The organism is Brucella sp. NBRC 113783 (genome assembly GCF_040372265.1).
GTDB lineage: Bacteria > Pseudomonadota > Alphaproteobacteria > Rhizobiales > Rhizobiaceae > Brucella > Brucella teleogrylli.
On the sequence record NZ_BAABRX010000002.1, the window covers coordinates 189,273 to 215,154 of the forward strand.

Here is a 25,882-nt window from a genome sequence, read left to right on the forward strand (position 1 = left end):
AGCATGTCCCTTATTGATACGCGCATACCGGAACCGAAACGCTTCATCTCCGGCGCCACCGGCGACTGGGAAGTCGTCATCGGCATGGAAGTCCATGCGCAGGTCACGTCCGAGTCGAAGCTGTTCTCCGGCGCTTCCACGTCGTTTGGTGCCGATCCGAACGCCAATGTGTCTCTGGTGGATGCCGCCATGCCGGGCATGCTGCCGGTCATCAATCTGGAATGCGTCAAGCAGGCCGTCCGCACGGGCATCGGTCTCAATGCCCAGATCAATCTGAAGTCGGTGTTTGACCGTAAGAACTACTTCTATCCCGATCTGCCGCAGGGCTATCAGATTTCGCAGTTCAAGCAGCCGATTGTCGGCGAGGGCAAGATCATGATTTCGGTCGGCCCCGACAATAAAGGTCAGTTCGAAGATGTGGAGATCGGCATCGAGCGTTTGCATCTGGAGCAGGACGCGGGCAAGTCGATGCACGATCAGCATCCGACCATGTCCTATGTCGATCTGAACCGCTCTGGCGTGGCGCTGATGGAAATCGTCTCCAAGCCGGACCTGCGCTCGTCGGATGAAGCACGCGCCTACCTCACCAAGCTGCGCACGATCGTCCGCTATCTCGGCACCTGCGACGGCAATATGGACGAAGGCTCCATGCGCGCCGACGTCAATGTTTCCGTGCGTCGTCCGGGTGGCGAATTCGGCACACGTTGCGAAATCAAGAACGTCAACTCGATCCGCTTCGTTGGTCAGGCCATCGAATATGAGGCCCGCCGTCAGATCGCCATTCTGGAAGATGGCGGCTCCATCGATCAGGAAACGCGCCTGTTTGATCCCGTGAAGGGCGAGACCCGTTCGATGCGCTCCAAGGAAGAAGCGCACGACTATCGCTATTTCCCAGACCCTGATCTGCTGCCGCTCGAATTCGATCAGGCTTTTGTCGATGCGCTCGCCGCCGATTTGCCGGAACTGCCGGATGAAAAGAAGCAGCGTCTGGTCGAAAAGCAGGGCATTTCGATCTACGACGCCTCCATCCTGGTCACGGAAAAGGCGATTGCCGACTATTACGAATCTGTCGCTGCCGGTCGCGACGGCAAGGCTGCGGCCAACTGGGTCATCAACGATCTGCTCGGCGCGCTCAACAAGGCGGGCAAGAGCATCGAGGAATCGCCGGTCAGCCCGGAACAGCTCGGCGCGGTGATCGATCTCATCAAGGACGGCACGATTTCCGGTAAGATCGCCAAGGATCTGTTCGAAATCGTCTGGAACGAAGGCGGAGACCCGAAGAAGCTCGTTGAAGAACGCGGCATGAAGCAGGTCACCGACACCGGGGCGATTGAAAAGGCTGTTGACGATATCATTGCGGCCAACCCGGACAAGGTCGAACAGGCCAAGGCCAAGCCGACGCTTGCCGGCTGGTTTGTGGGACAGGTCATGAGGGCGACGGGCGGCAAGGCCAACCCGCAGGCTGTTAATGATCTGGTTAAGGCCAAGCTCGGGATCGAAGAGTAATGTGGGTTCGAAGCGCCACCGAGGCCGATCTGAAGGCAGTGCACGAACTGCTGGTATCGACCTGGCACGCGACTTTCGACCACATTTTGGGCCGGGAAATGGTCAACGCCGTCACCGGCCAGTGGCATAGCGTTGCGGCGCTGAAAGCCAATCTGCGCAAGCCTTATTCGGAATTCATCGTCGCCGATAACGGCGAGGGTGGCATTGATGGTATGGCCTTCGCCAGCCAGTCCGAGGAAGGCAAGGCATCGCTGCACCAGCTTTATGTGCGCCCCGACGTGCAGGTTCAGGGCGTCGGCACGATGCTGCTTGCGGAAATCGAAATGGCTTTCCCGGATGTGCGCACAATCAAGCTCGAAGTCATCGAGAAGAATGCCAAGGCGGTGAAGTTCTACGAACGCAAGGGCTATGTCACGGTCGGGCGCAACGAAGATTGGGGCGATCCGAATTGCAAGGAACCCGTTCTCGTGATGGAAAAGTCGCTCGAAGGCTGGAGCGTGTGACGCTCTTCATACTCTTGTGACAGCGGCAACTTGACCCTTGCCTTGACCGGGCGATAGGGCCATAAGCAAGAATAAAGCGGCAGTTTCGGCTGTCTGCGAGATGATGGATCTGGAAAAGGCCATGATGAAATTTCTTACGCAAGTCTTCACCTGGTGGAATGGCCAGACGCTCGGCACCCGCCTTCATACGTGGCGCAAGGGCGAGCGCGTCGGTGAGGACGAGTTCGGCAATATCTATTATCAGGGTGGCAAGGACTCCGAAGGTCGCACGCGCCGCTGGGTCATTTTCAATGGCTATGCGGAAGCGAGTGCAATTCCTGCGGGCTGGCACGGCTGGATGCATCATCGTGTCGATACGCCGCCCAGCAAGGAAGACTACAAGCCGCGCGACTGGCAGAAGCCGCATTTGCAGAACCTGACCGGCTCCCCGCTCGCCTATCGTCCGAAGGGCTCGATTGCGCGTCCGGGTACGGAACCGGCCGAGCGTCCGCGTGTGACGGGCGAATATGACGCCTGGACGCCGGGTAATTAAGACTGACAAAGTTTACGATCCGGCGTGATTTTCACGCCGGATTTTCTTATTTGCCGTCGCCTTGCTTGTTTTTTCACTTAAAAAGCCGGGATAGACAGGCGACGAGGGTGTGATCGTGGCATTGCAACTTGCAGCGGAGCAACGAATCGTCACATTTCATGCCTAGGAATTATTCCAGTTTATTCGACAAACTTTGATGCGGGTTTCCGTTTTGACGAAGCATTCCCCCGGCACGGCTGGCAACGGAAAGAACAGAATCAAGAAGGCTGCATATGTGGCCCTGATTTCGCTTTTTACCGCTGTTGGCAGCTTGCACGCTGCTCAGGCAGAACGCATTTCCAATCCGGTCGCGGAGTTTTCGGGGCTGGATAAGATCACAGGCCGCATTACGACTTTTGACGTCTATATCAATGAGACGGTTCAATTCGGCGCGCTTCAGGTGACGCCGAAGGTTTGCTATTCGCGCACCGAGAATGAAGCGCCGCGGACCGACAGTTTTGTCGAGGTTGAGGAAATTACGCTGGATCGCAAAATTCGCCGTATCTTCACCGGCTGGATGTTCGCAGACAGTCCCGGTCTCAACGCCGTTGAGCATCCGATCTATGACGTTTGGCTGAAAGACTGCAAGCAGAAGTCTGACGTTCCGGCACCGGCGGCAAAGCAGAACTGATCAAACCACCTTCCGACAGTTAGAAAAGGGCAATACCTTCGAGGGCTTGCTCGAGAATTTTCTCGTATTTCTTGCGGGGAACTTCGATTGCACCGAACCGCTCTAGATGCGGCGTGGTGAATTGGGTATCGAGCAACAGAAAACCCTGCTTGACCAGATGTTGCACCAGATAAGCAAGGCAGACCTTTGAAGCGTCACGCTTGCGTGTGAACATGCTCTCACCGAAAAATGCCCTCCCGAGCGTCACGCCATAAAGGCCGCCGACCAGCTTGCCCTCGTGCCATGCCTCGACTGTGTGGCAATGTCCGATTTCGAATAATTTGCCATAGGCTTCGCGGATTGGACCGTTGATCCATGTGCGCGCGCGTTCGCCGACCCCGCTGGCGCATCCATCTATGACGCCCTCGAAATCGCTATCCAGCCTGATATCGAAAATGCCCTGCCGAATGGTCTTTTGCAGGCTGCGGGGGATGTGGAAACCATCCAGCGGAATAACACCGCGTTTTTCAGGGCGTACCCAGAAGACCTCTGGATCATCCGCCTCTTCGGCCATCGGGAAAACCCCGGTGGCGTAAGCGCGCAGGAGCAATTCCGGTTCGATTGCATAGTCGTCCGGTTTTGCTCCTGCAGTCACTTATTTAAGCGCCTTCGTTCTCGGACTGGCTGGCCAGATATTTTTCCAGCCAGTGGATATCATAGGCACCATTGGCGATGTCCTGATTTCCAATCAGCTCCTGGAACAGGGGCAGGGTCGTCTTGACGCCATCCACCACGAATTCGTCCAGCGCACGACGCAGACGCATCATGCATTCGACGCGGTTGCGTCCGTGCACGATGAGCTTGCCGATGAGGCTGTCGTAATAAGGCGGAATGCGATAGCCGGAATAAACGCCGGAATCCACGCGGATGCCGAGGCCACCCGGCGTATGGTAGTGGGTGATGAGACCCGGCGATGGCGTGAAGGTGCGCGGGTCTTCGGCATTGATGCGGCATTCAATGGCATGGCCAGAGAAACGCACGTCCTTCTGCTTCACCGAAAGGCCGAGACCCGCAGCGACACGAATCTGCTCATGCACAAGATCGATGCCGGTGATGGCTTCCGTGACCGGATGCTCCACCTGCAGACGGGTGTTCATTTCGATGAAATAGAACTCGCCGTTTTCATAGAGGAACTCGATCGTGCCCGCACCACGATAGCCAAGCTCGGCAATGGCGTTGGCGCAGATCATGCCGATCTTGTCGCGCGCTTCCGAATTAAGAGCCGGGGAGTTGGCTTCTTCCCAGACCTTCTGGTGACGGCGCTGCAAGGAGCAGTCGCGTTCGCCCAGATGGATCGCGTTGCCCGCACCATCGCCCATGACCTGAACTTCGATGTGACGCGGCTTTTCGAGATATTTCTCGATATAGACGGCATCGTCACCGAAAGCGGCAGCAGCTTCTGAGCGCGCGGTTGCGAGCGCAACCGACAGGTCTTCCTCGGTGCGCGCCACTTTCATGCCGCGACCGCCACCACCGGCCGAAGCCTTGATGATGACCGGGAAGCCGATTTCTTTCGCCACGCGCGCAGCTTCAACATCGTCGGTGATGCCGCCATCGGAACCAGGAACGACCGGAATGCCAAGGCGCTTGGCTGTGCGCTTGGCTTCGATCTTGTCGCCCATGATGCGGATATGCGAGGCGGTGGGGCCGATGAAGGTGATGTTGTGTGCTTCGAGAATTTCCGCAAACTTTGCGTTTTCGGACAGGAAGCCGTAGCCCGGATGGATCGCGTCGGCGCCGGTGATCTCGCAAGCAGCAACGATCTGGTGAATGTTCAGATAGCTGTCGCGAGAGGGCGGCGGTCCGATACAAACACTTTCATCCGCCAGACGGACATGCATCGCGTCGGCATCTGCCGTGGAGTGAACGGCGACCGTCTTGATGCCCAGTTCCTTACAGGCTCTGAGCACGCGAAGAGCGATTTCGCCACGATTGGCTATGAGGATCTTTTGAAACATGCGCTTGCTGCCAGTTCCCGTTTCGTGAAGTGAAGACACGTCAAACAATGGTTGAGCGACGCTTATTCGATCACGACGAGCGGTTCGCCGAATTCAACCGGCTGGGCGTCATCAATCAAAATGGCCTTGACCGTACCGGCGCGCGGGGCGGGGATCTGGTTCATGGTCTTCATGGCTTCGATGATGAGGAGGGTCTGGCCTTCCTTCACCTGTGTGCCGACTTCGATAAAGTTGCGGGCGCCCGGTGCCGGAGCTAGGTAGGCGGTGCCAACCATCGGCGAAGGAACGGCATTCTTTGCCAGTTCAGCCTTGGTCGGCTCGGCGGCTGCCGGAGCGGCGGCAGGCACTGCAACAGCAGCCGGTGCTGCGGCCGGATAAACGGTCGCTGCGGCCTGAACCGTTACATTGCGCGAAACGCGGATGCGCAGATCGCCATGTTCGATTTCGATATCCGTGAGGTCGGTATCGTTGAGGATATCCGCCAGATCGCGGATGGTTTCTTTGTCGATGACAGTGTTTTTGCTGGACATATCAGGCCCCTTTTACGCTTTGCCCGTTGTGTTCTTGTTCTTTGGCAATTGCCGCGAGCGCGCGTAGGCCGAGCAGATACCCTTCCGCGCCAAAGCCGCAAATGACGCCTTTGGCGACTGCGGATACATAAGAGTGGTGCCGGAAGGCCTCACGCGTATGAATGTTCGAAAGATGCACTTCCACAACCGTGACCTTTGCAGAGCGGATCGCGTCGTGAATGGCAATTGAAGTGTGGCTGTAGGCCGCCGGATTGATCAGGACATAGGCGTCTTTCTCGCCCGCTTCCTGAATCCAAGTGACCAGATCGCCTTCATAATTGGATTGGCGGAAATCAACGTCGAGATCGAGAGAACCGGCTTCGCGCTTGCAAGCCTCTTCAATGTCGGCCAGCGTCGCAACGCCATAAATCCCCGGTTCACGCTTTCCCAGAAGATTGAGATTGGGACCGTTTAGAACAAAAACCGTCTTTGCCATTGTGTCCGCGCCAAATCCTTTGCAACCGATATCGTGTTACCACGAAAATTTAGTAACACTTCGCTTTCCATATAGAGAGCTTGGATGCAAGCCGAAACCCTATAATTCAGTGCAGATGTCCTGCCTGACCGGTTTTTCCCGCTATTCTTTGCGAGATGCACCGGCATTGCGGCATATTTGCTTTAATCGCCGGTTATCACCGAGTTTTGATAAGTGTGTACCCGAAACGCCTGTCAGGGAAAGCGTATCGGGCACAGCTGTCAGTTTTACTTCTTGGCGGCGGTACGTGCTGCGGCGATTCTCTCCACCAGACCATCGACACCGATAGCGCCCGGCACCAGCTCGCTGCCGATGATATAGGACGGCGTGCCGGTGATGTTGAGCTGCGTTGCCAATTGATAGGTATCCTGGAAAGCGCCGGTGATCGCCGGGTCTTTCATCTTTTCGCGCAGTGCGGTTTCATCGGCGCCAAGTTTGACGGCATCGGCAATCGCGGATGCCTCGGTCGCGCGCTCCTGTGCGCCCAGCAAAACGCCGTGGAATTCAGCATATTTTTCCGGCATCAGCGCCTTGAAGGCCTGCGCAACAATATGCGCCTTCACCGAATCTGGGCCGAGGATTGGAAATTCCTTCATGACGAAACGAACATTCGGATCGTTTTTCAGGATGGCCTGCATGTCGGGCAGTGCGCGTTTGCAATAGCCGCAATTGTAATCGAAGAACTCATAGACGGTGACGTCGCCGTTCGGATTGCCGAAAACTGCGTCATGCTCGGGGTGGTAAAGTGCGCTCTGGTTGGCAGCCAGCACCTTCTTGACCTGCTCTTGCGCGTCATGCGCCTGCTTGGTTTCCAGCGCGCTCTGCACTTCCAGCATCAGTTCTGGGTTCTTGAGAAGATAGTTGCGCACCACATTTTCAATGGCTTGCTGGTTAAGCGGTGCCTCAGCCGTTGCTGCCGCTGCTGCTGGGGCGACGGGCGCAGCCGAATGGCGCGACAGACCCGCACCATAGCCGAGAGCCAGCGCTGCCAGACCGACAATGCCGCTTGCCAGCGTGATGGAAACTGCGTTCTTCATCTTCAAATTCCAATCCGTTTAAAAATACGCCCTGCCAGGAGGACTATGTCGGGCGTTATTTGCTTTTCTTCGTATTGATAATGTCCTGCGCACGCAACCAGTCCGGCGAGCCGGATTTCAGCTGCTTCTGTGCGCGGATTGCGAATATTTGGGCATCCTGAAGTTTGCCCGCATAGAAGTTCATGTCGGCGGTTGCGAGGTCTGCAAGGCCCATATTGCCCTGCTGGCCATAGGCCTGCGCGAGATATCCATAGCCGCCCGGAAACTCGGGATCGGAAGCAATGCCCGCTTTGATCTCCTTGATTGCGGTTGGCATGTTCGCCTTTGTGCCCGTCAGCATGAGTGCCCGTCCGTAGCTCATGCGCAGCAGCGGAGACTTGCGTGGGTCGAGCGATACGGCGGTCTGGAAAGCCTTTGCTGCGCCGGCGGCATCATTCGCCTTGATGAGAACTTCGCCGCGCATTTCATAGAAATAAGGGTTCTTCGGCTGTTCCTTGATCAGCGCGTCGAATTTGGGCTGGGCGGAACGCGCAGCACCGTTCAGATAGGTGGTGATGGCGCTGCCATAGCGCGCCGGAAGCCCGCCGGGATTGCTGCGAAACATGCGTTGCAGCGCGCCCATATTGCCCGAATAGGCGGCAATCTTGGCGCGTGCCATGTCGTGACGCAATTGAAGCGCGGGTGAATCCGTTTTGTTGAAGTTGGGGCTCTTCTTGGCCAGTTCTTCCAGATTGGCGATACGTTCACGCGGAAGCGGGTGGCTGATGCGATACTGGTCGATCTGCGTGCCTGACAGGGAGAGGGCGGAGGCAAAACGCTGGAACGTGTCCAGCATTCCCTTGGACGACTGCCCGGTCGCATTGAGATAATTGACTGCCATACGGTCGGCGGTCATTTCCTCGGTACGCTGATAGCTGAGCAGGCTGCGCATCGCCGCCTCGGCGCTGCCAAGCGCGATGCCGCCGCCTGCACCGGCTGCAGACCCGCTGCCTGCTGCTGCGCCTGCAACGCCTGCGCCCACGCCGAGCAACATGCCGATCACCGCCATGGTCCGCGCCCGGCTCAACTGTTCCCGCAGGCGATCCTGATGCCCGCCCGCCAGATGACCCGCCTCATGCGCGATCACGCCGATGATTTCATTGGGCGTATCGGCCTGCATGATCGCGCCGGTATTGATGAAAATGCGCCGCCCATCGACAAAGGCGTTGAAGCTCGGCGAATTGACGAGGATGACGCGCACGCCACGGCTGGAAAGACCTGCAGCCTTCAGGATCGGCGCGGCATAATCTGAAACCAGTGCTTCGATTTCCGCGTCGCGCACGATCGGTACACCACGCGACTGGGCGGATGCAGGCATAACGCCCGTCACCGCCACGGCAAGTGCTGAAAGTGCGGCCACAGAACTGCGGACAAATCGTCCAAAGGATAAGGTTCCAGTCGGGAACGGCGCGATCAATGCTGCCATAATGCTCGTCGTCCTCCTCGTCATTTCATGCGAATCTCGCATCGGTTCATTCATCGTATCGGGAAACAAGTTCCGGTTCAGGACCTTATAGCCGTCTCAGCGCATTTTAAACGATATCTCGACAAGGCAGCATGATCTTAAAAGTCGGATATCGGGCGTGCAATCTCTGCCGACTTTGATATCCGGTCAATTCCGATATTGTTGCCATCAATCTGTAGACCCCAAAGCGCGTTATGACTGCGCTACCGGTGTCGTTTACAAGCATTCATCCAAGACAATGTACCCAATTTCCTAAAAGCGCTGTTGCTTTAGCAATCCGGCGTTTATACGGCGGTGATGTTGTGTTCTGTCCGTGCGGCGGCTCCAGCGGAGCGCCTGCAATGTTCTGGAGGTAAAGTTGATCAGTCTTTCTAGCCGCAGCGCGGTTGAGCCATTCCACGCCATGGATGTTCTGGCCGAAGCCAACCGCCGCCGCGCGGCAGGTCATCCGATCATTTCGATGGCGGTTGGCCAGCCCGCAGATCCGGCACCGCAAATCGTGCGGCAGGCCGCCGAACAGGCGTTGAAAGACGGGCGCATCGGCTATACCGACGCGCTGGGGCTGGTTGAACTGCGTGAAGCGATTGCCACGCATTATGCCGATCATTACGGCGTTTCCGTTTCGGCAGATCGAATAGCGGTTACGACCGGCTCTTCGGCGGCCTTCAATCTGGCTTTTGTCGTCTATTTCGATCCAGGCGACCGGGTGGCGATCACGCGCCCGGGCTATCCGGCTTACCGCAATATTCTGACAGCGCTTGGGCTGGAAGTGGTGGAAATCCCAACCGGCAATGGCACCTCGGCGGCTCTGACTGCTGAGGCATTGGCGGCTGCGCACGCCGAAAAGCCGTTGAAGGGCGTATTATTTGCAAGCCCGGCCAATCCAACAGGCGCAGTGATTGCCAAGCCTGAACTGAGGGCGATCATCGATACGGCCCGTTCGCTCGGCATTCGCGTGATTTCGGACGAAATTTATCACCGGCTTTCCTATGAAACCGACGATGTGACGGCGCTTGAAATCGCCGACGATGTCACGATCATCAATTCGTTCTCGAAATATTACTGCATGACGGGTTGGCGTATCGGCTGGATGGTTCTGCCGGAGGGCGATGTTCGCGCCATCGAACGGCTGAGCCAAAGCCTTTATATTTCCGCGCCAGAACTTTCGCAGCGCGCGGCCATCGAGGCTTTCCACGCCACTGCCGAACTGGAGCGCATCAAGGATCGCTATCGCCAGAACCGCGCCATCCTGCTGGAACACCTGCCGCAAATGGGGCTGAAACTCGCGGCACCGATGGACGGTGCATTCTACGCTTATTGCGACGTTTCACGCTTCACTAATGACAGCATGGAATTTGCGCGCAAGATGATTGCCGAGATCAACATCGCCGCAACGCCGGGCCGCGATTTCGACCCACTGGATGGCCACCGCACCATGCGCTTTTCCTATGCGGGAAAAGTCGAGGAAATGCAGGAAGCGGTTCGCCGTCTGGAAGATTGGCTTCCGCAACAGTCAGCCTGAAACCAAAGATGCAAAAAAACCGGCGTTTCCGCCGGTTTTTTTTATTTCTGATGTTCGGGCAGAGCTTAAAAGAAACCCTTCTTCTGCCACCAGCCGCCACGCTTCGGCTTCTGTTCGTCACTCTCGCTCGATGTGACGACAGGCTCAACATTCTTGGCCGGTTCTTCGATCACAGCCACTTCGGTTTCGACTTCAACAGCTTCGGCAGCGCCTTCTTCAACCTCTACCGGCTTGGCAGCTGCTTTGCGGGTGCGGCGCTTCGGCTTATCAGCTTCCACGGCTTCAGGCGCTTCTACGGCTTCCGGTGCGGCGTCGTCGGCCTTCTTGCGAGACCGGGTCTTCCGGGCTGGCTTGACAGGGGCTTCTTCGACTTCTGCAGCAACCACCTCATCTGCGGCTTCCTCAGTCTTTGCAGACTTGCGGGCACGCGGCTTGCGGGCAGCCTTGGCTGGCTTTTCGGCTTCAGCCGGCGCTTCGGCAGCTTCCGTTGCAACAGCAACCGCTTCCACAACCTCAACAATTTCGGCCTTGGCAGCGACGACTTCGGCTGCAGCAGCTTCAATAGCGGCCTCGGCCTTTACCGGCAGAACAGGCGTGTAGCCGACAAACTCCGGATCAGGAACCTTGCGACCGCGCACCTCGTCTTCACGACGATTCTTGCGTCCACCGCGACGGCCACGACGGCGCTTCTTACGGCGATCATCGTCGCTCAAAGCGGCATCCGACCGCGGTTCAGAAGCTTCATCGCCTTCATCCGCATCGTCTTCGGCATCTTCGGTGGCAGCATTGTCCTGAGCGGTCTGTTCGCGGTTGTCGCGATCCTTGCCGCCACGACGGCGACGACGGCGACGACGCTTGCGGTCGCCTTCCTCGCTGCGCTCTTCCCGAGCCGGCGCTTCGGCCTTGACGTCTTCTTCTTCCTCGTCTTCCTCGACCGGAATTTCAGGATCTTCGATGTCGTCTTCGATATAGGCCATCGGCTGGACAGGAGGCTGTGTCACCGGACGGGTGGACGGCGCGCCCTTGTCGATCGCAAAATGCTGGTGACCGACGCTTTCATCGGCGTCGATGCTGATGGCGACGCCAAAGCGGCCTTCCAGATCGGCCAGCAACTGGCGCTTGTGGTTCAGCACATAAAGCGCCGAAGCCGCTGGCGTGCGAACATTGATGTCAAAGCCCGAATGACGCAGCAGATAATCTTCAATGCCGCGAATGATATGCAGCGCCATCGACGAGTCCGAGCGGACATGGCCGGTGCCGCCGCAATGCTGGCAAACCTGCATCGTGCTTTCCAGCACCGATGCGCGAATGCGCTGGCGCGACATTTCCAGAAGGCCGAAATGCGAGATGCGACCAACCTGAATGCGGGCGCGGTCGTCCTTCAGGCAGTCCTTCATCTTCTTTTCGACAGCGCGATTGTTGCGCTTTTCTTCCATGTCGATGAAGTCGACGACGATCAGGCCGGCAAGGTCGCGCAGGCGCAGCTGGCGCGCCACTTCTTCGGCTGCTTCCAGATTGGTCTGGAGCGCGGTGTCTTCGATGGAATGTTCGCGCGTCGAGCGACCGGAGTTGACGTCGATGGCAACCAGCGCTTCAGTCTGGTTGATGATCAGGTAACCACCCGATTTCAGCGTCACCTGCGGCAGCAGCATGCGGTCGAGCTGGGCTTCGACGCCATTGCGTGTGAAGATCGGCACCTGTTCGCGATAGGGCTGGACCACCTTGGCATGGCTCGGCATGAGCATGCGCATAAAGTCCTTGGCCTCGCGATAGCCGTTCTCGCCGGAAACGAGGATTTCCGTGATGTCCTTGTTATAAAGGTCGCGGATCGAGCGTTTGATCAGGCTGCCTTCTTCGTAGACGAGGGACGGCGCCGTCGACTGCAAGGTCAGCGTACGGACATTTTCCCAAAGGCGCATCAGATATTCGTAGTCGCGCTTGACTTCCGCCTTGGTGCGATTGGCGCCAGCCGTACGCAGGATCACGCCCATGCCCTGCGGCACTTCGAGTTCCTTGACGATTTCCTTCAGTCGCTTGCGATCCTGCGGTTGGGTGATCTTGCGGGAAATGCCGCCGCCACGCGCAGTGTTCGGCATCAGCACCGAATAACGACCAGCCAGCGACAGATAGGTCGTGAGAGCAGCGCCCTTGTTGCCGCGCTCTTCCTTGACCACCTGCACCAGCAGAATCTGGCGGCGCTTGATGACTTCCTGAATGTTGTACTGGCGGCGATGGGTGCGGGTATGCGTCGGCAGTTCTTCCAGCGCATCTTCCGAACCGACCGATTCGACCATGTCTTCTTCATGCTCGACATCGTCTTCGTCGCCATTGTCGATGGCTTCCGAAATTACGTCGCCCTTATGCGACAGGGCGCTTGCAGGTGTGCCAGGCACATAATTCGCAAAACCGGGACCGACGGGCTCGGCTGCGGGCAGGCCGTTATCCGATGCGCTGGCCTGTGCCTTGTTCTGGTTGTCGCGGCCACCGCGGCGGCGATTGCGACGCGAGCGGTCATTCGACCGTTCACCCGAACGCTCGCCAGAGCGTTCGCTCTTGGCGCGTGGCTCGTCATCATCGTCGTCTTCGGCGCGCTGCGCCTTGGCTTCCGCTTCAAGCAGCGCCAGACGATCCGCGACCGGAATCTGGTAATAATCGGGATGGATTTCCGAGAAGGCGAGGAAACCGTGACGGTTGCCGCCATATTCCACAAATGCAGCCTGAAGCGAAGGTTCGACGCGCGTGACCCGCGCGAGGTAGATATTGCCTTTCAGCTGCTTCTTGTGTTCCGACTCGAAGTCGAATTCTTCAATCTTGTTACCGCGCGTAACAATGACGCGGGTTTCCTCCGGGTGGGAGGCATCGATGAGCATTTTGTTGGACATTAGTGTCTTTCCTACCGGCGCGAAGACGCAAAACACGTGCGCCGGAGGAAGCCCTGAAGGCTGCCGACCTAACCGTATTGCATCTGCCGGATGGTTCTGGGTTCGCCGGAACATAAGCTGCTGCCTTTACGCGCGACGGCCACGTGGCGATCACGGTCTTTAGGCTTGCGATGGTCAGTCTTACTAGACCCATAGCTGTTCCGAACGAAACGACCTCAATATATGACCCGGAGACCGGGCCGATTTCATTGCTCTTCTCGAGCGTTAAAGCGCCGTGCGTCTAACTGGACGCACAAGGACACCTTAAATTCTCAAATCCACGCACCGTTCTATCCTGAAGCCGGACCCGGCTTTAAGTTCGATGCGGTGGCGACAGCGCGTAACAATGCGCAATCGACCAATCAAAAGTGGAGGGCGGGGGAGCCACATCTCCACTGAATTCTGTTCCGGCCACCGGGACTGTGAGCGTATAAACCACTGTTCTCGCTCTCGTTCTCTCCGGTCATATTCGAAAACCGGCAAACGATTCTGACAGCTAACCCGTAACCTGCATTAGCTTTTATGGCGTCGGATGCATGATGACAAGTACGAATATCAGTTGACATTCGCATCGCAATTTCGTCGTAACCCGAATGTAGGTCATATTCGCGGCTCAATTGCGGCTGGAAAGCCTTCGTTAACCGTAGTTCTGTACGACAGTTTCATGAGTTGCGTGCAGCGGGTCGGGTGGACAGTTGCGCATTGAGGCGCACATAAAAGCGCTGGCATCGCTATTCGGTGCCACCAATTCAATATTATTCGATCGTGATGGCGAATGCATTTTCGAAACGGTGAAAAAGCAACGACAATCTCTGCAACTGCGCGGCAATGGCTGGCGCTTGCGGTCTTTCTCCTTGTGGGTCTTTTTCAGGTGGGCGCCGCTCTGGCCGCCGATCAGGCCGGACAGTCGCTGACGGCGCTCACTTTTCGCATGGCAGGCGATGATCTGCGCACCCGCATCGTCGTGATGTTCGACCGCGAGCCGGAACTGACGACGCGCCTTTTCGACAATCCCCATCGTCTGGTGATCGAGTTGCCCGAAACCCGTTTCGGGTTCGACGAAAAGAGCCTTGAAGCCAGAGGTCTGGTTTCCAATGTTCGTTACGGACTGGCGGGGAAGGGGCGTTCGCGCCTTATCCTGACCCTGCGTGGCCCCTTCAAGGTGGAAAATCTGCGCGTTTTGAAAAATGAAAGCGCGTCCGGTTATCGTCTTGTGGCGGATATGGTCGCAACGTCCGACCGGGAATTCACCGCACAACTGCAAGGACGTTCAGAAATCACGAGTTCGACCGAGCGCAAGGCTGCGCTTTCTGCTCAATCAGCCAAGATCGAGACCCGTCCGTTTACGGTGATGATCGATCCGGGCCATGGCGGCATCGACAGCGGTGCCGAAAGCCTGAGCGGTATCAAGGAAAAAGACCTGACGCTCGCCTTCGGTGTCGAATTGCGCGACCGTCTTGCGCAGGAAAAGAACATTCAGGTTCTGATGACACGGGACGACGATACTTATCTTCGCTTGTCCGAGCGCGTCCGCATCGCGCGCCAGCATGAGGCCGATCTGTTCATCTCCATCCATGCTGATACGATCAATCAGCAGGATATTCGCGGTGCCACGGTCTATACGATTTCCGACAAGGCGTCGGATGCGGTAGCGCGCGCCATGGCGGAACGTGAAAACAAATCCGACAATCTGGGAGGCACCGCGCCGGAAGAAGTGCCGGAAGTTGCCGATATTCTGCTCGATCTGACGCGCCGCGAGACCCATAGCTTCTCGCTGAGCTTTGCGGAAAAGGTGATCGCACAATTGCAGGGGCAGGTTAATCTCATCAACAATCCGCACCGTTTTGCCGGATTTCAGGTGCTGCGCGCCCCGGACGTGCCTTCTGTATTGATCGAAATCGGCTATCTGTCGAATGCAGAAGACGAAAAACTCATAAGCAACCCGGAATGGCGGAAAAAACTTGCTGACCGACTTGCTTTGGCAATCAAGTCGTTCGAAACGTTACGACGCCCGGCAATCGTAACAAAAGGTTGAGCACCAGCACGACGATGCATGCATGCAACAGTTTGTCGTATTTTTATTCCGGGACCGAGCCTAAAGATGTTAATTCTGTTAAAACGCATAAACGATCTTGCGTTTGACGCATTTGATGGTCACTAAGCCTGATACCATGAACCTTACGGGGCTCGTGGGTTGGCGGTTGGCGCATTGACGCTTATCATGGGCATAATCTGACGGCAGGATTCCGCAAATATGGTAAGGCTTATCGGTTATTTCTTCGGGATTGGTGCGGTGCTGATGCTTCTGGCAGCAGGCGGCGTTGCCCTTTACGTCGGAAGCCTTAGCAAAGATTTGCCCGATTATGAGGTGCTGGCGAAGTACGAGCCGCCGGTCATGACCCGCGTTCATGCATCGGACGGCAGCCTGATGGCGGAGTTCGCGCGCGAGCGTCGCATGTACTTGCCAATCCAGGCTGTGCCGAACCGGGTCAAGGCTGCGTTCATCTCCGCCGAAGACAAGACCTTCTACGAACATCATGGTCTCGATTTCGGTGGTCTGGCACGCGCCGTTATCACTAACGTCAAGAATATGGGCTCGGGTCGCCGCCCGATGGGCGCGTCGACCATCACGCAGCAGGTCGCGAAGAACTTCCTCCTGTCCTCGACCCAGACCTATGACCGCAAGATTCGTGAAGCGATTCTGGCCATGCGTATCGAGCAGGCCTATTCCAAGGATCGCATTCTCGAACTCTATCTGAATGAAATCTTCTTCGGCCTTGGCTCTTACGGTATCGCCAGCGCGGCACTGACCTATTTTGACAAGTCGGTCGGCGAACTGAACATCGCGGAGAGCGCGTATCTCGCAGCACTTCCGAAGGGCCCGAACAATTATCATCCCTTCCGCCAGCCAGCCCGCGCCATGGAACGTCGCAACTGGGTGATCGATCGTATGGCCGAAAACGGCTATATCACGACAGCTGAGGCGGAAGACGCGAAGAAGCAGCCGCTCGGCGTCACATCGCGCAGCGATATGCATTATGTCTTCGCATCGGAATATTTCACCGAGGAAGTGCGCCGCCAGATCATCCAGAAATATGGTGTCGACGCCCTGTATGAAGGCGGCCTGTCGGTCCGCACCACGCTGAATCCGACCTTGCAGGTCGAAGCACGCAAATCGCTGCAGTCTGCGCTTCTGCGCTATGACGAAGCACGCGGCTGGCGCGGGCCGTTGAAGAATGTCGATCTCGGCAATGATTGGGGCACCGCCTTCGGCGACATGCAGTCCTATTCGGATGTTCCGGAATGGCAGCTCGCCATTGTGCTGAATGTTTCCGCTGCCGGTGCCGATATCGGCCTCCAGCCGGAAGTCGAAGCGTCCGGATCGCGCAGCAAGGAGCGCAAGCGCGCCTTTATCACCGCCGACGACATGAAGTGGGCGATGCGCGTCACCAATATCGATGGCAAGCGCAGCAGTGCGAAGTCGCCGGAAGGTGTACTCAACACCGGCGACATCATCTATGTCTCGAAGGAAGGCAACGGCTATCGGCTTCAGCAGCCGCCGAAGCTTGAAGGCGCGCTCGTCGCCATGGACCCGCATACGGGCCGTGTGCTGGCAATGGTCGGCGGCTTCTCCTATGCGGAATCGGAATTCAACCGCGCCACACAGGCCTATCGCCAGCCGGGTTCGTCGTTCAAGCCGTTCGTCTACGCTGCGGCGCTCGACAATGGTTATACGCCTGCTTCCGTGGTTCTGGACGGTCCGCTGGAAGTCAATCAGGGCGGTACGCTCGGTGTCTGGGCGCCGAAGAACTATTCGGGCAAATTCGCCGGTCCGTCCACGCTACGCTACGGTATCGAGCAGTCGCGTAACGTCATGACCGTGCGTCTGGCACAGGACATGGGCATGAAGCTTGTCGCTGAATATGCCGAACGTTTCGGCGTTTACGACAAGATGCTGCCGGTTCTCTCCATGTCGCTCGGCGCGGGTGAAACCACCGTACTGCGCATGGTAACGGCCTATTCCGTCATCGCCAATGGTGGCCAGAGCATCACGCCGTCGATGATCGACCGTATTCAGGACCGTTACGGCAAGACCGTGTTCAAGCACGATGCGCGCCAGTGCGAAGGCTGCAATGCGCAGGATTGGGCCAATCAGGAAGAGCCGACCCTGATCGACAATCGCGATCAGGTGCTGGACCCGATGACGGCCTATCAGATCACATCGATGATGGAAGGCGTTGTTCAGCGCGGCACGGCGCAGATTCTGAAGAGCCTCGACCGTCCGCTGGCTGGCAAGACCGGCACGTCCAATGACGAAAAAGACGCATGGTTCGTCGGCTTCACGCCCGACCTCGTGGTCGGTGTATTTATGGGCTACGATACTCCGGAATCGCTCGGACGGGGCGGCACGGGCGGCGGTCTGGCTGCACCGGTGTTCAAATCCTTCATGGAGCAGGCGCTGGCTGGAACGCCCAAGGTGGACTTCCGCGTACCGGAAGGCATGACGCTGATTGCGATCAACCGCAAGACCGGTATGCGCACCAATGAGGGTGACCCGAATCTGATTATGGAAGCCTTCAAGCCGGGCACGGGACCATCCGACAGCTATTCGGTCATCGGTATGGATTCGTTCCGTGAAGGCGCGCCTGTCGCACCGCAATCGCCGCAAGCAACCCGTGCAATCAACTCCGGCTCGGGCGGACTTTACTGATCCGGTTACAGGGCTTTGGCCTTTACACAGCGTGGCCGCGTCACTATGGTCCGCGGCGCTTGGACAGGCTGTCCGACGCTGGAAATGACGAGCCGGGCTTTGCGTCCGGTTTGGTTTCCCATTGAAATAGGAATTACTGAAGGAACGATTTGCCCATGCGCGCGGAAATCGAGACGCTGGTTGACGAAATCAAGCAGGCCATAAGCCTGCTGAGGAGGCATCTTTGACTGGGATCAGGCGATAAAACGTCTCGGCTATCTCAATCAGAAGGCCGAAGATCCCACACTCTGGAATGATGCCCAGGAAGCCCAGAAGCTGATGCGTGAGCGCCAGCAGCTGGAAGACAGCATTAACGGTATCAATCAGCTTACCCAGACATTGAACGACAGCATCGAACTCATCGCCATGGGCGAGGAGGAAGGCGACAAGTCGATCATCGACGATGCGGAAAACACCGTCCGCGAACTCAAGGTCGAGATCGATCGCCGCCAGATCGACATGCTGCTGTCGGGCGAAGCCGATGCCAACGACACCTATGTCGAAGTGCATGCCGGCGCCGGTGGCACGGAAAGCCAGGACTGGGCGTCGATGCTGCTGCGCATGTATACGCGCTGGGCAGAACGCAACGGCCGCAAGGTCGAGGTGATGGAAGTGCACGATGGCGATGAAGCGGGCATCAAATCCGCGACCATTCTCGTCAAGGGGCACAATTCATACGGCATGATGAAGACCGAATCAGGCGTTCATCGTCTGGTCCGCATCTCGCCCTACGATTCCAATGCCCGCCGCCATACGTCCTTCGCCAGTATCTGGGTTTATCCGGTGATCGATGACAATATCGATGTGCAGGTGACGGAAGCAGACGTTCGCATTGATACCTATCGTGCATCGGGTGCCGGTGGTCAGCACGTCAACACGACGGACTCCGCAGTGCGTATCACGCATATCGCGAGCGGTATCGTGGTGCAGTGTCAGGCGGAACGTTCGCAGCACAAGAACCGTGAAAAAGCATGGTCGATGCTGCGCGCGCGTTTGTACGAGGAAGAGCTGAAAAAGCGCGAAGAAGCGACGGACGCAGCCAATGCCACCAAGACGGATATCGGCTGGGGGCATCAGATTCGTTCCTACGTTCTGCAGCCATACCAGTTGGTGAAGGATTTGCGCACCGGCGTGGAAAGCACCAATCCACAGGAAGTGCTGGATGGCGCGGTAACGCCTTTCATGGAAGCAGCGCTCGCACACCGCATTCAGGGTGGTGGCGAGATGATCGACGATATCGACTGATACCTGTTCGAAATCCGCGAATAACAAAAACCCGGCCTCAGCGCCGGGTTTTTTATGGCTGTTGTTAAAGCAGCGGCTCTATCTGTTTGCCCGCTTTGAGAAAATTGACCGGATTGACGGGACGACCGTTCTCGCGCACTTCATAATGAAGGTGACTCCCGGTCGAACGCCCGGTGCTGCCCGCCTGACCGATGACCGTGCCGCGGGTGATCTTCTGCCCGTCACGGACCAGAACCTGCGAGAGATGCGCAAAGCGTGTGGCAAAACCATTGCCGTGGTCAATCTCGACCATGTTACCATAGCCGCCAAAGCGTCCTGCCTTCATGACCATTCCGGCAGCCGTGGCCCGGATTGTCTGGCCGTAGGCGGCGCGAAAATCGATACCTGAATGAAAGGCGGAGCTGCCGAAAAACGGGTCGCTGCGATATCCGAAAAGGCTCGTCACCGGCATACCGGGGGCAGGGTTCGCGAGCGGCATCGCCGTGATTTGTTTGCGAACGCTATCGAGCCGTTCCAGTGCACTGTCGAGATTGCGGATCTGCATGTCGAAATCATTGACGATTGTGCCGGGCGCTGAAATCGGAATCAGCGGGCCGCCCATGGCAGAATGCGCCTGGTCCGAGGTTTCGATGCGAAGCCCGGCGGAATTTAGCGTGTCGACGATGGTGTCGGCTTTTTCATAAGCGGCATCCGCCAGATTGCGCACCTTGCCATTCTGTTCGCTTTCGATGCGATGGAGGGTCTGGTTGATGGTGGCAAGCAACTTGTCGGAGGTCTCGATTGTGGATTCACCCGACATGCCGCCCGCAAGACGCAGACCCAGCGGTCCCGCATCGGCACGACGCTCCGGTTTGACATTCGCGGGCACAGGCCCGGTTATGATCGGATCGATGCCGGGAAAGTCCCGCTCGCCAATCGCCTCATCCGGGATAAGCTGGCTATGCTCTTCGGCGAAGGGGACGGGCTGTGTCGGCATATCCGGCATTGGCTGCAACTTCGATGCCCGTTCCAGCAAAGGCGCAAGCTTGCCATCGCGCGCGCTCAGCGTCTGCTGTCGCTGCATGAGTTCAGCGAGCTTGTTTTCCATGACCTGCTGGTCAAGCATCTGGCGGCTCGTAATGCGGTCCACTTCCGTGCGCAGCAGCGAAATCCGGTCTTCATAAAGCTGCTGGTTGCGTGCCTGTCGCGCAATGCTGGAACTGATCAGATCATCGCGCAGCACGAGATAGGCGGTGGAGCCGAGATAGGCAGTTGAAAGCGCCAGAAACGCCGCTCCGCCTGCAATGGCCATCCAAGGGCGAAACGTGAAATGGCTGATTTTCTCGCCGCGAGCGATAATGACGACAGGCGGTTCCTTGCGTTCACCGAAGACCGTCTTTCCCGTTGTTTTCGCCCGTTTATTCGTCATGGCACCCACATGCCCCCCGATAGAGCAGCTCGGAACCTGAACACGGATGCGAACTGCAAAATTCTGGCGGAACGTTCTGGAAAACGCACCGATTCCCTAAGTTTGATTACAACTTATTAGGGTTAATAAAGCTTTGCATTCGTGGCTTGCGCCAGCCATGCGGGCCGGAAAGTGTCTCAGATCGAGACCGGAGACAGGTTGCGATAAAAGGACGGCGTCAGTCCGGCTTCGGCCCGTGCCAAATCGTTGAACGGCGGCTTGAGATCGCCGCGAAAATTGGTGCGCACCAGTTCCTGAAAGCGGGCGACCGGATCGATGCGATTACGCGCGCAGAAAAAGCGAAACCATTTCGCGCCGACCGCGACATGGGTTTTCTCGTCGTTATAGATGGTGTCCAGTATCGCTGCCGTCTCGTGATCGCCGGTTTCGATCATCTTTTCGAGAAGCGACGGCGTCAAATCCAGCCCACGCGCTTCGAGTATGAGCGGCACCACGGCCAGCCGCGCCTCCAGATCATTGCGCGTTTGATGCGCCGACTGCCACAGCCCGTCATGAGCAGGCATGTCACCATAATCGGCACCAAGATCTTTCAGGCGATTGCGCAGCAAAGTGAAATGCCGCGCTTCGTCATCAGCGACTTTCATCCAGCCATCGAAAAAGCTGCGCGGAATGGGCTTGGCTGCAAAGCGGGCCACAATATCGAGCGCCAGATCGATGGCATTCAACTCGATATGCGCAAGAGCGTGCATCAGCGCGATACGGCCATGCTCCGTGTGGAGCGAGCGCTTCTTCATCATGCGCGGCGGGACAAGCTCCGGCTTGTCCGGACGGCCCGGACGATCTGGCAAAGGCGGGTCGAGCGGGCTTCGCACCGAGAGCGTGCGCCCGAACCAGCGCGCCGCCGTCTCGCGCGTGAGGCGGACTTTGTCGTCCAGATCGGCTGCAGCAATGGCACGGATGGCATTGCCACGCAGCGTTTGTTCGGGAGCCTTGGTCTCGCGCATCACAGGATACACTCCGTCGGGCTATAGGGCGCGAGCCGCTTCCAGCACGTCTTCGGCGTGACCGGCAACTTTCACCTTGTTCCAGACCCGTGCGATACGGCCAGCGGCATCGATCAGAAAGGTTGTACGCTCGACGCCCATATATTTGCGGCCATACATGCTTTTCTCGACCCACACGCCATAGGCTTCCAGAGCTGTGCGTTCTTCGTCTGCGACGAGATCGACGGTCAAATCGTGCTTTTTGCGAAACTTGGCATGTTTCGTGGCGCTGTCTGGCGACAGGCCGATTACCCGCGCACCGATTTTGTCGAATTCCGGCTTCAATTGTGAAAAGGCAATCGCTTCCTTGGTGCAGCCCGACGTGTCATCCTTGGGATAGAAATAGAGGACGACAGGCTTGCCTTTCAACGACGAAAGGGTGAGTTGACCGCTTCCCGAAAGTCCATCTGACGGCAAGCTGAAATCCGGTGCCGTTTCGCCAACTTGGGGATGAGCCATATCTGTGCCTTTCTTTTATGGATTAGCATGGAAATCACCTGTTACAGTCCGAGCTATCGCATTCGAGTGACGCTTGTGCAACCATGGAAACCGCATCGTTTCGCAGATTGGCGAAATGTCGGAAAATGGACGCAAGCGCAAACCGCAAGCACTGTCTCAGATGGAAAGGGTGAGTAAAATCAATTCAATACGATAGTTTCATGATTCATCTTATGAAGCGTCGTCGATTGCAGCACTTGATATCCGGCTGGGTTGTTGACAGAGAAACCGAAACGAATCCGCTTCACGAAGCGGGAGATGGATAGAATCGAGCGTCTGGCCGCTGATGGCGCAGATGGTCTCGCAGACGGCCCGTTGCGCTCGGGGCGGTCATTTATTTCGCGTTGTTCCCATGCTTTCGTTTCGATTTGCATTCTGCTTGTTCTGGTCGGTGGTGCGGGTTTTCTCATTCTTCGTGGCGGCGTGAACAGCGAGCTTTTGCGTAATGAAGCGCAGAAGGCTCTGGTCGGCGTGCTGGGCGATGGCGCGTCCGCTTCGATTGGCAGCGCCGCGCTTTCGCTCGATCAGGATAGCCATGTCGCCATGGAAGCGCGGGACGTTTCCGTGATCGACCCCGGGCAAGGCGTTGAAATCAAAGGCATCCGGTCTGTGCGCCTTGGTTTGGCCCCTCTGCCGCTTTTGACCGGATCGGTGCGCGTGGCGCAGCTCGAAGTCGAGGGCGTGACCTTCGATATGCCGGAGGCGAAGGGCGACGGTTTCTGGAAGTCCCTGCCTTACGATGAGCGCGGCATCGTCGATTTCGATGCCGTTTCGGCGCAGATTTTCGCGGCGATGCGCAAGAGCGTCGAGCTTTTGCGCCAGCAGGACACCCGCGCCATTGGCATTTTCAACAGCACCATCCGCTTCAAGGCGGGCGACGCTCAACAATCCGTGGAAATCAAGACTGCGCGACTGGTGGAAGATCAAGGAAAGATCGCCATCACGGGTGATCTGCTCTGGCAGGGTAAGAGGATCGCGATTGACGGCAAGATTGATCGCGATGTTGCTGATAACAGCCTTCAGGGCTTCGCGCTTAACATCAATGATATTCCCGTTAAGCTCGGATCGCCGCCTGAAGTAACGCCTGTCATGGCGAACAACAGGATCAATCCGGCGCATTTCGAGCTGGACGGGCAGGCAAAAATTACGCTTTCCGGCACAGCCGCGACGGGCGACCGGCCCGAACGCCTTGGCGTTGATCTGGGCGTCGATGGCATCGACATGCAGATGGGGCGGGTCGAGGACGTGCGCGGCAGTGCGCTTTTGAGCCTTGAGCATCAGGTGGGTAGTCGCAAGATCGAGATCAAGCAATCGCGGCTGCAATTGGGGGGACTTCAGGCGCAGTTCAACGGCGCATTCGGGCCAGAACCGGAGGATGCGGGCAATCAGGACGGTCCGGCCTATCGTTTCGAGGTTCTGACCAGTTCGGCGACGAGCATGCCAGCGGAGTCGACAGAGCAGCCGCTGTCCTTCGCAACCCGCATATCTGGTCGTTTTCTGGCTGATCAGCTGCGTGTGCAGTTTGCCAATCTCGATGTGCAGACCGAAAACGGTCAGCTTTACGGGCAGGGCGGCATGGCGTTCGGCAATGGCTCGCCCGAAATGATCTTCATGCTGCGCATTCCTAAAATGCCTGTGGCTGACGCCAAGCATCTCTGGCCCATCGACGTGGCCGATGGCGCGCGTGAATGGGTTCTGAAAAACCTTTACGGCGGCACGCTGAAAGATAGCCAGATCGACATCTCGCTGGCTGCCGGACGCTTTAACGGTCCGGGTCTGCCGCCACCGCTGACGGGCGATGAAATCAAAGGTGATTTCAAGGTTTTCGACACACGTCTTGACGTGGTCGGTGAATTGCCGCCGGTGCGCGATGCCGATGGCGTGATCACCGTTCGCGGTGCGCATACGACGATCAAGCTCCCCAAGGGGGTCGTCTATACGGCGCAAAACAGAAAGGCCGACGTTTCCAACGGCACGCTGATCATTCCATGGGGACCGCAGCGTCCGGTTATTTCCGATCTCGATATTACGGTTTCGGGCGATGCATCCGCTATCGCCGAGATTGCCGGTAAAAAGCCCATTGATGTTCTGAAAAACGTGCCCTTCCTGCCGGAAGACGTATCGGGCGATGTGAAAGCGCAGGTGAAGGTAAGCTTTGCCGTGTCGAAGGACCCGCCGCCCGGCACTTTGAAATGGAGCGCCGATATCGGCTTCAACAATCTGGATATCGCAAAGCCGGTGGGCGAATCGAATGTCAGCAATGCGACAGGCACGATCAAGGTTGACCAGACCGCCGCTGTCATCACCGCTGATGCTAAACTCGATGGCGTACCCGGCAAGGTGACGATGACCGAGCCGGTTAATCTGTCCGGACCGGCCAAGCGCGATCAGAAGATCAAGCTGGAAATCGACGACAAGACACGCAACGCGGTGTTTCCGGGGCTGAACTCCGTCTTTTCCGGGCCAATGTCGGTTGATCTCGGCATGGCGGAAGGCGGTAAGCGCCACGTCACGGCCGATCTTGGCAGAACACAGGTGGACCTGTCATGGCTTGGCTGGCGTAAGGGCGCTGGCATACCGGCCAAGGCCACCTTCGATTTCATCCAGAATCCGGATGATAAGAGCAAGATCGATATCAACAATCTGGTCTTCACGGGGGATGCATTCGGCGTAAAGGGCGATCTGTCGATTGCCAAGGGCGATTTCCAGTCGGCTGATTTCAGCGAATTGCGTCTCAACCGGAATGACCGTCTGTCGGTCAAGGCTACCAAGGGTGCCAATGGCTATCGGGTCAATGTGCGCGGATCGCAATTCGATGCGCGGGCCTTGATCAAGCAGGCGTCCGATCTGGGCGGCAAGGGCAGCGGCGGCAAAAGCAAGGGGCCGCGTGTGGTCGTGAGCGCGCAGGTCGATGAAGTCAGCGGCTTCAACGGCGAATCCTTGCGCAATGTCGCTATTTCCTATGAAAGCTCCGGCAATCGCATTGCGGGTGTTTCCGTCAACGCCCAGACTTCGTCCGGTCAATCATTCGTCGCGACGAATAATGATCAGGGCGATGCCCGCTCAATTTCGCTCCAGTCCAATGATGCGGGCGCGGTGCTGCGCTTTTTCGATTTCTACGACAAGATGCGCGGCGGCAAGATAACCGTTGGGCTTGCGGCGCAGGGCGATGGCCCGCTGCGTGGACAGATCGATGCCCGCAACTTCGCGATCATCAACGAGCCGCGTCTGGCCAAGCTCGTGTCGAGCCCGCCTGCAACCGGTGGTGCAAGCCTCAATCAGGCGGTGAAGCGTGACATTGACGTGTCGCGCGTCGATGTCGAGCGGGGCTTCTCGCTGATTGAAAAGGGCGATGGCTATCTCAACCTGTCGAAGGGTGTGGTGCGCGGACCATCGGTCGGCACAACGTTCCAGGGAACGCTTTACGACAAGCAAGGCAATATGGCGATCACCGGCACCTTCATGCCTGCTTATGGCGTGAACCGCCTGTTCGGGGAAGTGCCTATCGTGGGTATGCTGCTGGGCAATGGTCGCGACCGTGGCCTGATCGGCATCACCTACAAGCTTTCGGGAAGCGCAAAACAGCCGCAGGTGATCGTCAATCCTATTTCGATCATTGCGCCAGGCATCTTCCGCTCGATCTTCGAGTTTTAAAGCGGGTTAGCGCCGATAATACGGATGTGAAAAAGCCGGGCAGGAGCC

The 25,882-nt window shown here is 57.5% G+C and carries 19 protein-coding genes and 1 pseudogene; 10 read left to right on the forward strand and 10 right to left on the reverse strand.

Going from position 1 to position 25,882, the window contains the following annotated elements; genetic code table 11:
- The first annotated feature begins 3 nt into the window (after positions 1-3).
- The 4 genes from gatB to ABWW11_RS06290 all read left to right on the forward strand — a co-directional run bounded on the left by gatB (position 4) and on the right by ABWW11_RS06290 (position 3,211).
- Complete coding sequence (gene gatB, locus ABWW11_RS06275; protein ID WP_109368876.1) at positions 4-1,506, forward strand: Asp-tRNA(Asn)/Glu-tRNA(Gln) amidotransferase subunit GatB; 1,503 nt, start codon at positions 4-6, stop codon at positions 1,504-1,506.
- Positions 1,506-2,009: a GNAT family N-acetyltransferase gene (locus ABWW11_RS06280; protein WP_109368877.1), complete on the forward strand. Its 504-nt coding sequence runs from the start codon at positions 1,506-1,508 to the stop codon at positions 2,007-2,009. Before gatB ends, ABWW11_RS06280 begins: the two co-directional genes overlap by 1 nt.
- A gap of 121 nt (positions 2,010-2,130) precedes the next feature.
- Complete coding sequence (locus tag ABWW11_RS06285; protein WP_167836027.1) at positions 2,131-2,541, forward strand: NADH:ubiquinone oxidoreductase subunit NDUFA12; 411 nt, start codon at positions 2,131-2,133, stop codon at positions 2,539-2,541.
- Between the two features lie 196 nt (positions 2,542-2,737).
- Positions 2,738-3,211, forward strand: coding sequence for a DUF2155 domain-containing protein (locus tag ABWW11_RS06290; RefSeq protein ID WP_109368878.1), 474 nt, complete (start codon positions 2,738-2,740; stop codon positions 3,209-3,211).
- Positions 3,212-3,230: 19 nt separating this feature from the next.
- Here ABWW11_RS06290 and aat read toward each other — a convergent pair whose 3' ends face one another.
- The 6 genes from aat to ABWW11_RS06320 form a co-directional block, all read right to left on the reverse strand.
- Positions 3,231-3,800: a leucyl/phenylalanyl-tRNA--protein transferase gene (aat, locus tag ABWW11_RS06295; RefSeq protein ID WP_109370214.1), complete on the reverse strand. Its 570-nt coding sequence runs from the start codon at positions 3,798-3,800 to the stop codon at positions 3,231-3,233.
- Between the two features lie 49 nt (positions 3,801-3,849).
- Positions 3,850-5,208: an acetyl-CoA carboxylase biotin carboxylase subunit gene (gene accC / locus ABWW11_RS06300; protein ID WP_109368879.1), complete on the reverse strand. Its 1,359-nt coding sequence runs from the start codon at positions 5,206-5,208 to the stop codon at positions 3,850-3,852.
- A gap of 62 nt (positions 5,209-5,270) precedes the next feature.
- Entirely contained in the window at positions 5,271-5,738 is a 468-nt protein-coding gene (accB, locus tag ABWW11_RS06305; protein ID WP_109368880.1) for an acetyl-CoA carboxylase biotin carboxyl carrier protein, read from the reverse strand.
- Between the two features lies 1 nt (position 5,739).
- Positions 5,740-6,213 (reverse strand): type II 3-dehydroquinate dehydratase, encoded by a 474-nt coding sequence (aroQ, locus tag ABWW11_RS06310; RefSeq protein ID WP_109368881.1) that lies wholly within the window; start codon positions 6,211-6,213, stop codon positions 5,740-5,742.
- Between the two features lie 266 nt (positions 6,214-6,479).
- Positions 6,480-7,289 carry a DsbA family protein gene (locus tag ABWW11_RS06315; RefSeq protein WP_109368882.1) on the reverse strand — a complete coding sequence of 270 codons (810 nt, stop codon included), beginning with the start codon at positions 7,287-7,289 and terminating at the stop codon, positions 6,480-6,482.
- Positions 7,290-7,344: 55 nt separating this feature from the next.
- Positions 7,345-8,754, reverse strand: coding sequence for a M48 family metalloprotease (locus ABWW11_RS06320; RefSeq protein ID WP_109368883.1), 1,410 nt, complete (start codon positions 8,752-8,754; stop codon positions 7,345-7,347).
- A 397-nt stretch (positions 8,755-9,151) separates the two neighbouring features.
- On the opposite strand from ABWW11_RS06320, the gene ABWW11_RS06325 reads away from it, so the two are divergent.
- The gene (locus ABWW11_RS06325; protein WP_171317820.1) at positions 9,152-10,315 is read left to right on the forward strand and encodes a pyridoxal phosphate-dependent aminotransferase; all 1,164 of its coding nucleotides are present in this window, start codon (positions 9,152-9,154) and stop codon (positions 10,313-10,315) included.
- Between the two features lie 65 nt (positions 10,316-10,380).
- On the opposite strand, the gene ABWW11_RS06330 is transcribed toward ABWW11_RS06325, so the two are convergent.
- A complete protein-coding gene (locus ABWW11_RS06330; RefSeq protein WP_124915992.1) occupies positions 10,381-13,197 on the reverse strand; it encodes an Rne/Rng family ribonuclease in 2,817 nt (938 codons plus the stop codon).
- A 2-nt stretch (positions 13,198-13,199) separates the two neighbouring features.
- On the opposite strand from ABWW11_RS06330, the pseudogene ABWW11_RS06335 reads away from it, so the two are divergent.
- The 4 genes and pseudogenes from ABWW11_RS06335 to prfB all read left to right on the forward strand — a co-directional run.
- Positions 13,200-13,379: pseudogene (locus ABWW11_RS06335) on the forward strand (hypothetical protein); the annotation flags it as partial.
- A 632-nt stretch (positions 13,380-14,011) separates the two neighbouring features.
- Positions 14,012-15,271, forward strand: coding sequence for an N-acetylmuramoyl-L-alanine amidase (locus tag ABWW11_RS06340; RefSeq protein WP_124915991.1), 1,260 nt, complete (start codon positions 14,012-14,014; stop codon positions 15,269-15,271).
- Positions 15,272-15,490: 219 nt separating this feature from the next.
- The gene (locus tag ABWW11_RS06345; protein ID WP_124915990.1) at positions 15,491-17,947 is read left to right on the forward strand and encodes a penicillin-binding protein 1A; all 2,457 of its coding nucleotides are present in this window, start codon (positions 15,491-15,493) and stop codon (positions 17,945-17,947) included.
- Positions 17,948-18,102: 155 nt separating this feature from the next.
- Positions 18,103-19,231, forward strand: a protein-coding gene (gene prfB / locus ABWW11_RS06350; RefSeq protein WP_109368888.1) for a peptide chain release factor 2 whose coding sequence is annotated in 2 segments (ribosomal slippage) — positions 18,103-18,171 and positions 18,173-19,231 — 1,128 coding nt in all. Because the reading frame shifts where the segments join, the coding sequence is not laid out codon by codon here.
- A 64-nt stretch (positions 19,232-19,295) separates the two neighbouring features.
- On the opposite strand, the gene ABWW11_RS06355 is transcribed toward prfB, so the two are convergent.
- The 3 genes from ABWW11_RS06355 to ABWW11_RS06365 form a co-directional block, all read right to left on the reverse strand.
- Positions 19,296-20,639: a M23 family metallopeptidase gene (locus ABWW11_RS06355; RefSeq protein ID WP_109368889.1), complete on the reverse strand. Its 1,344-nt coding sequence runs from the start codon at positions 20,637-20,639 to the stop codon at positions 19,296-19,298.
- Positions 20,640-20,815: 176 nt separating this feature from the next.
- Positions 20,816-21,643, reverse strand: a complete 828-nt coding sequence (locus ABWW11_RS06360) for a ferritin-like domain-containing protein (RefSeq protein ID WP_109368890.1) — start codon at positions 21,641-21,643, stop codon at positions 20,816-20,818.
- 21 nt (positions 21,644-21,664) lie between these two features.
- Positions 21,665-22,141 (reverse strand): peroxiredoxin, encoded by a 477-nt coding sequence (locus ABWW11_RS06365; RefSeq protein WP_109368891.1) that lies wholly within the window; start codon positions 22,139-22,141, stop codon positions 21,665-21,667.
- A 297-nt stretch (positions 22,142-22,438) separates the two neighbouring features.
- On the opposite strand from ABWW11_RS06365, the gene ABWW11_RS06370 reads away from it, so the two are divergent.
- Positions 22,439-25,834 (forward strand): DUF3971 domain-containing protein, encoded by a 3,396-nt coding sequence (locus tag ABWW11_RS06370; protein WP_353409469.1) that lies wholly within the window; start codon positions 22,439-22,441, stop codon positions 25,832-25,834.
- Positions 25,835-25,882: the final 48 nt, after the last annotated feature.

Bases quoted from the DNA above. Each gene is read 5' to 3' on its own strand.
- ABWW11_RS06315 (WP_109368882.1), bottom strand. From the start codon at position 7,289: ATGAAGAACGCAGTTTCCATCACGCTGGCAAGCGGCATTGTCGGTCTG.
- ABWW11_RS06290 (WP_109368878.1), top strand. From the start codon at position 2,738: ATGCGGGTTTCCGTTTTGACGAAGCATTCCCCCGGCACGGCTGGCAAC.
- ABWW11_RS06320 (WP_109368883.1), bottom strand. From the start codon at position 8,754: ATGGCAGCATTGATCGCGCCGTTCCCGACTGGAACCTTATCCTTTGGA.
- accC (WP_109368879.1), bottom strand. From the start codon at position 5,208: ATGTTTCAAAAGATCCTCATAGCCAATCGTGGCGAAATCGCTCTTCGC.
- ABWW11_RS06345 (WP_124915990.1), top strand. From the start codon at position 15,491: ATGGTAAGGCTTATCGGTTATTTCTTCGGGATTGGTGCGGTGCTGATG.
- ABWW11_RS06280 (WP_109368877.1), top strand. From the start codon at position 1,506: ATGTGGGTTCGAAGCGCCACCGAGGCCGATCTGAAGGCAGTGCACGAA.
- ABWW11_RS06360 (WP_109368890.1), bottom strand. From the start codon at position 21,643: ATGCGCGAGACCAAGGCTCCCGAACAAACGCTGCGTGGCAATGCCATC.
- ABWW11_RS06355 (WP_109368889.1), bottom strand. From the start codon at position 20,639: ATGACGAATAAACGGGCGAAAACAACGGGAAAGACGGTCTTCGGTGAA.
- ABWW11_RS06340 (WP_124915991.1), top strand. From the start codon at position 14,012: ATGCATTTTCGAAACGGTGAAAAAGCAACGACAATCTCTGCAACTGCG.
- accB (WP_109368880.1), bottom strand. From the start codon at position 5,738: ATGTCCAGCAAAAACACTGTCATCGACAAAGAAACCATCCGCGATCTG.
- aroQ (WP_109368881.1), bottom strand. From the start codon at position 6,213: ATGGCAAAGACGGTTTTTGTTCTAAACGGTCCCAATCTCAATCTTCTG.
- ABWW11_RS06370 (WP_353409469.1), top strand. From the start codon at position 22,439: ATGGATAGAATCGAGCGTCTGGCCGCTGATGGCGCAGATGGTCTCGCA.
- ABWW11_RS06330 (WP_124915992.1), bottom strand. From the start codon at position 13,197: ATGTCCAACAAAATGCTCATCGATGCCTCCCACCCGGAGGAAACCCGC.
- gatB (WP_109368876.1), top strand. From the start codon at position 4: ATGTCCCTTATTGATACGCGCATACCGGAACCGAAACGCTTCATCTCC.
- ABWW11_RS06365 (WP_109368891.1), bottom strand. From the start codon at position 22,141: ATGGCTCATCCCCAAGTTGGCGAAACGGCACCGGATTTCAGCTTGCCG.
- ABWW11_RS06285 (WP_167836027.1), top strand. From the start codon at position 2,131: ATGATGAAATTTCTTACGCAAGTCTTCACCTGGTGGAATGGCCAGACG.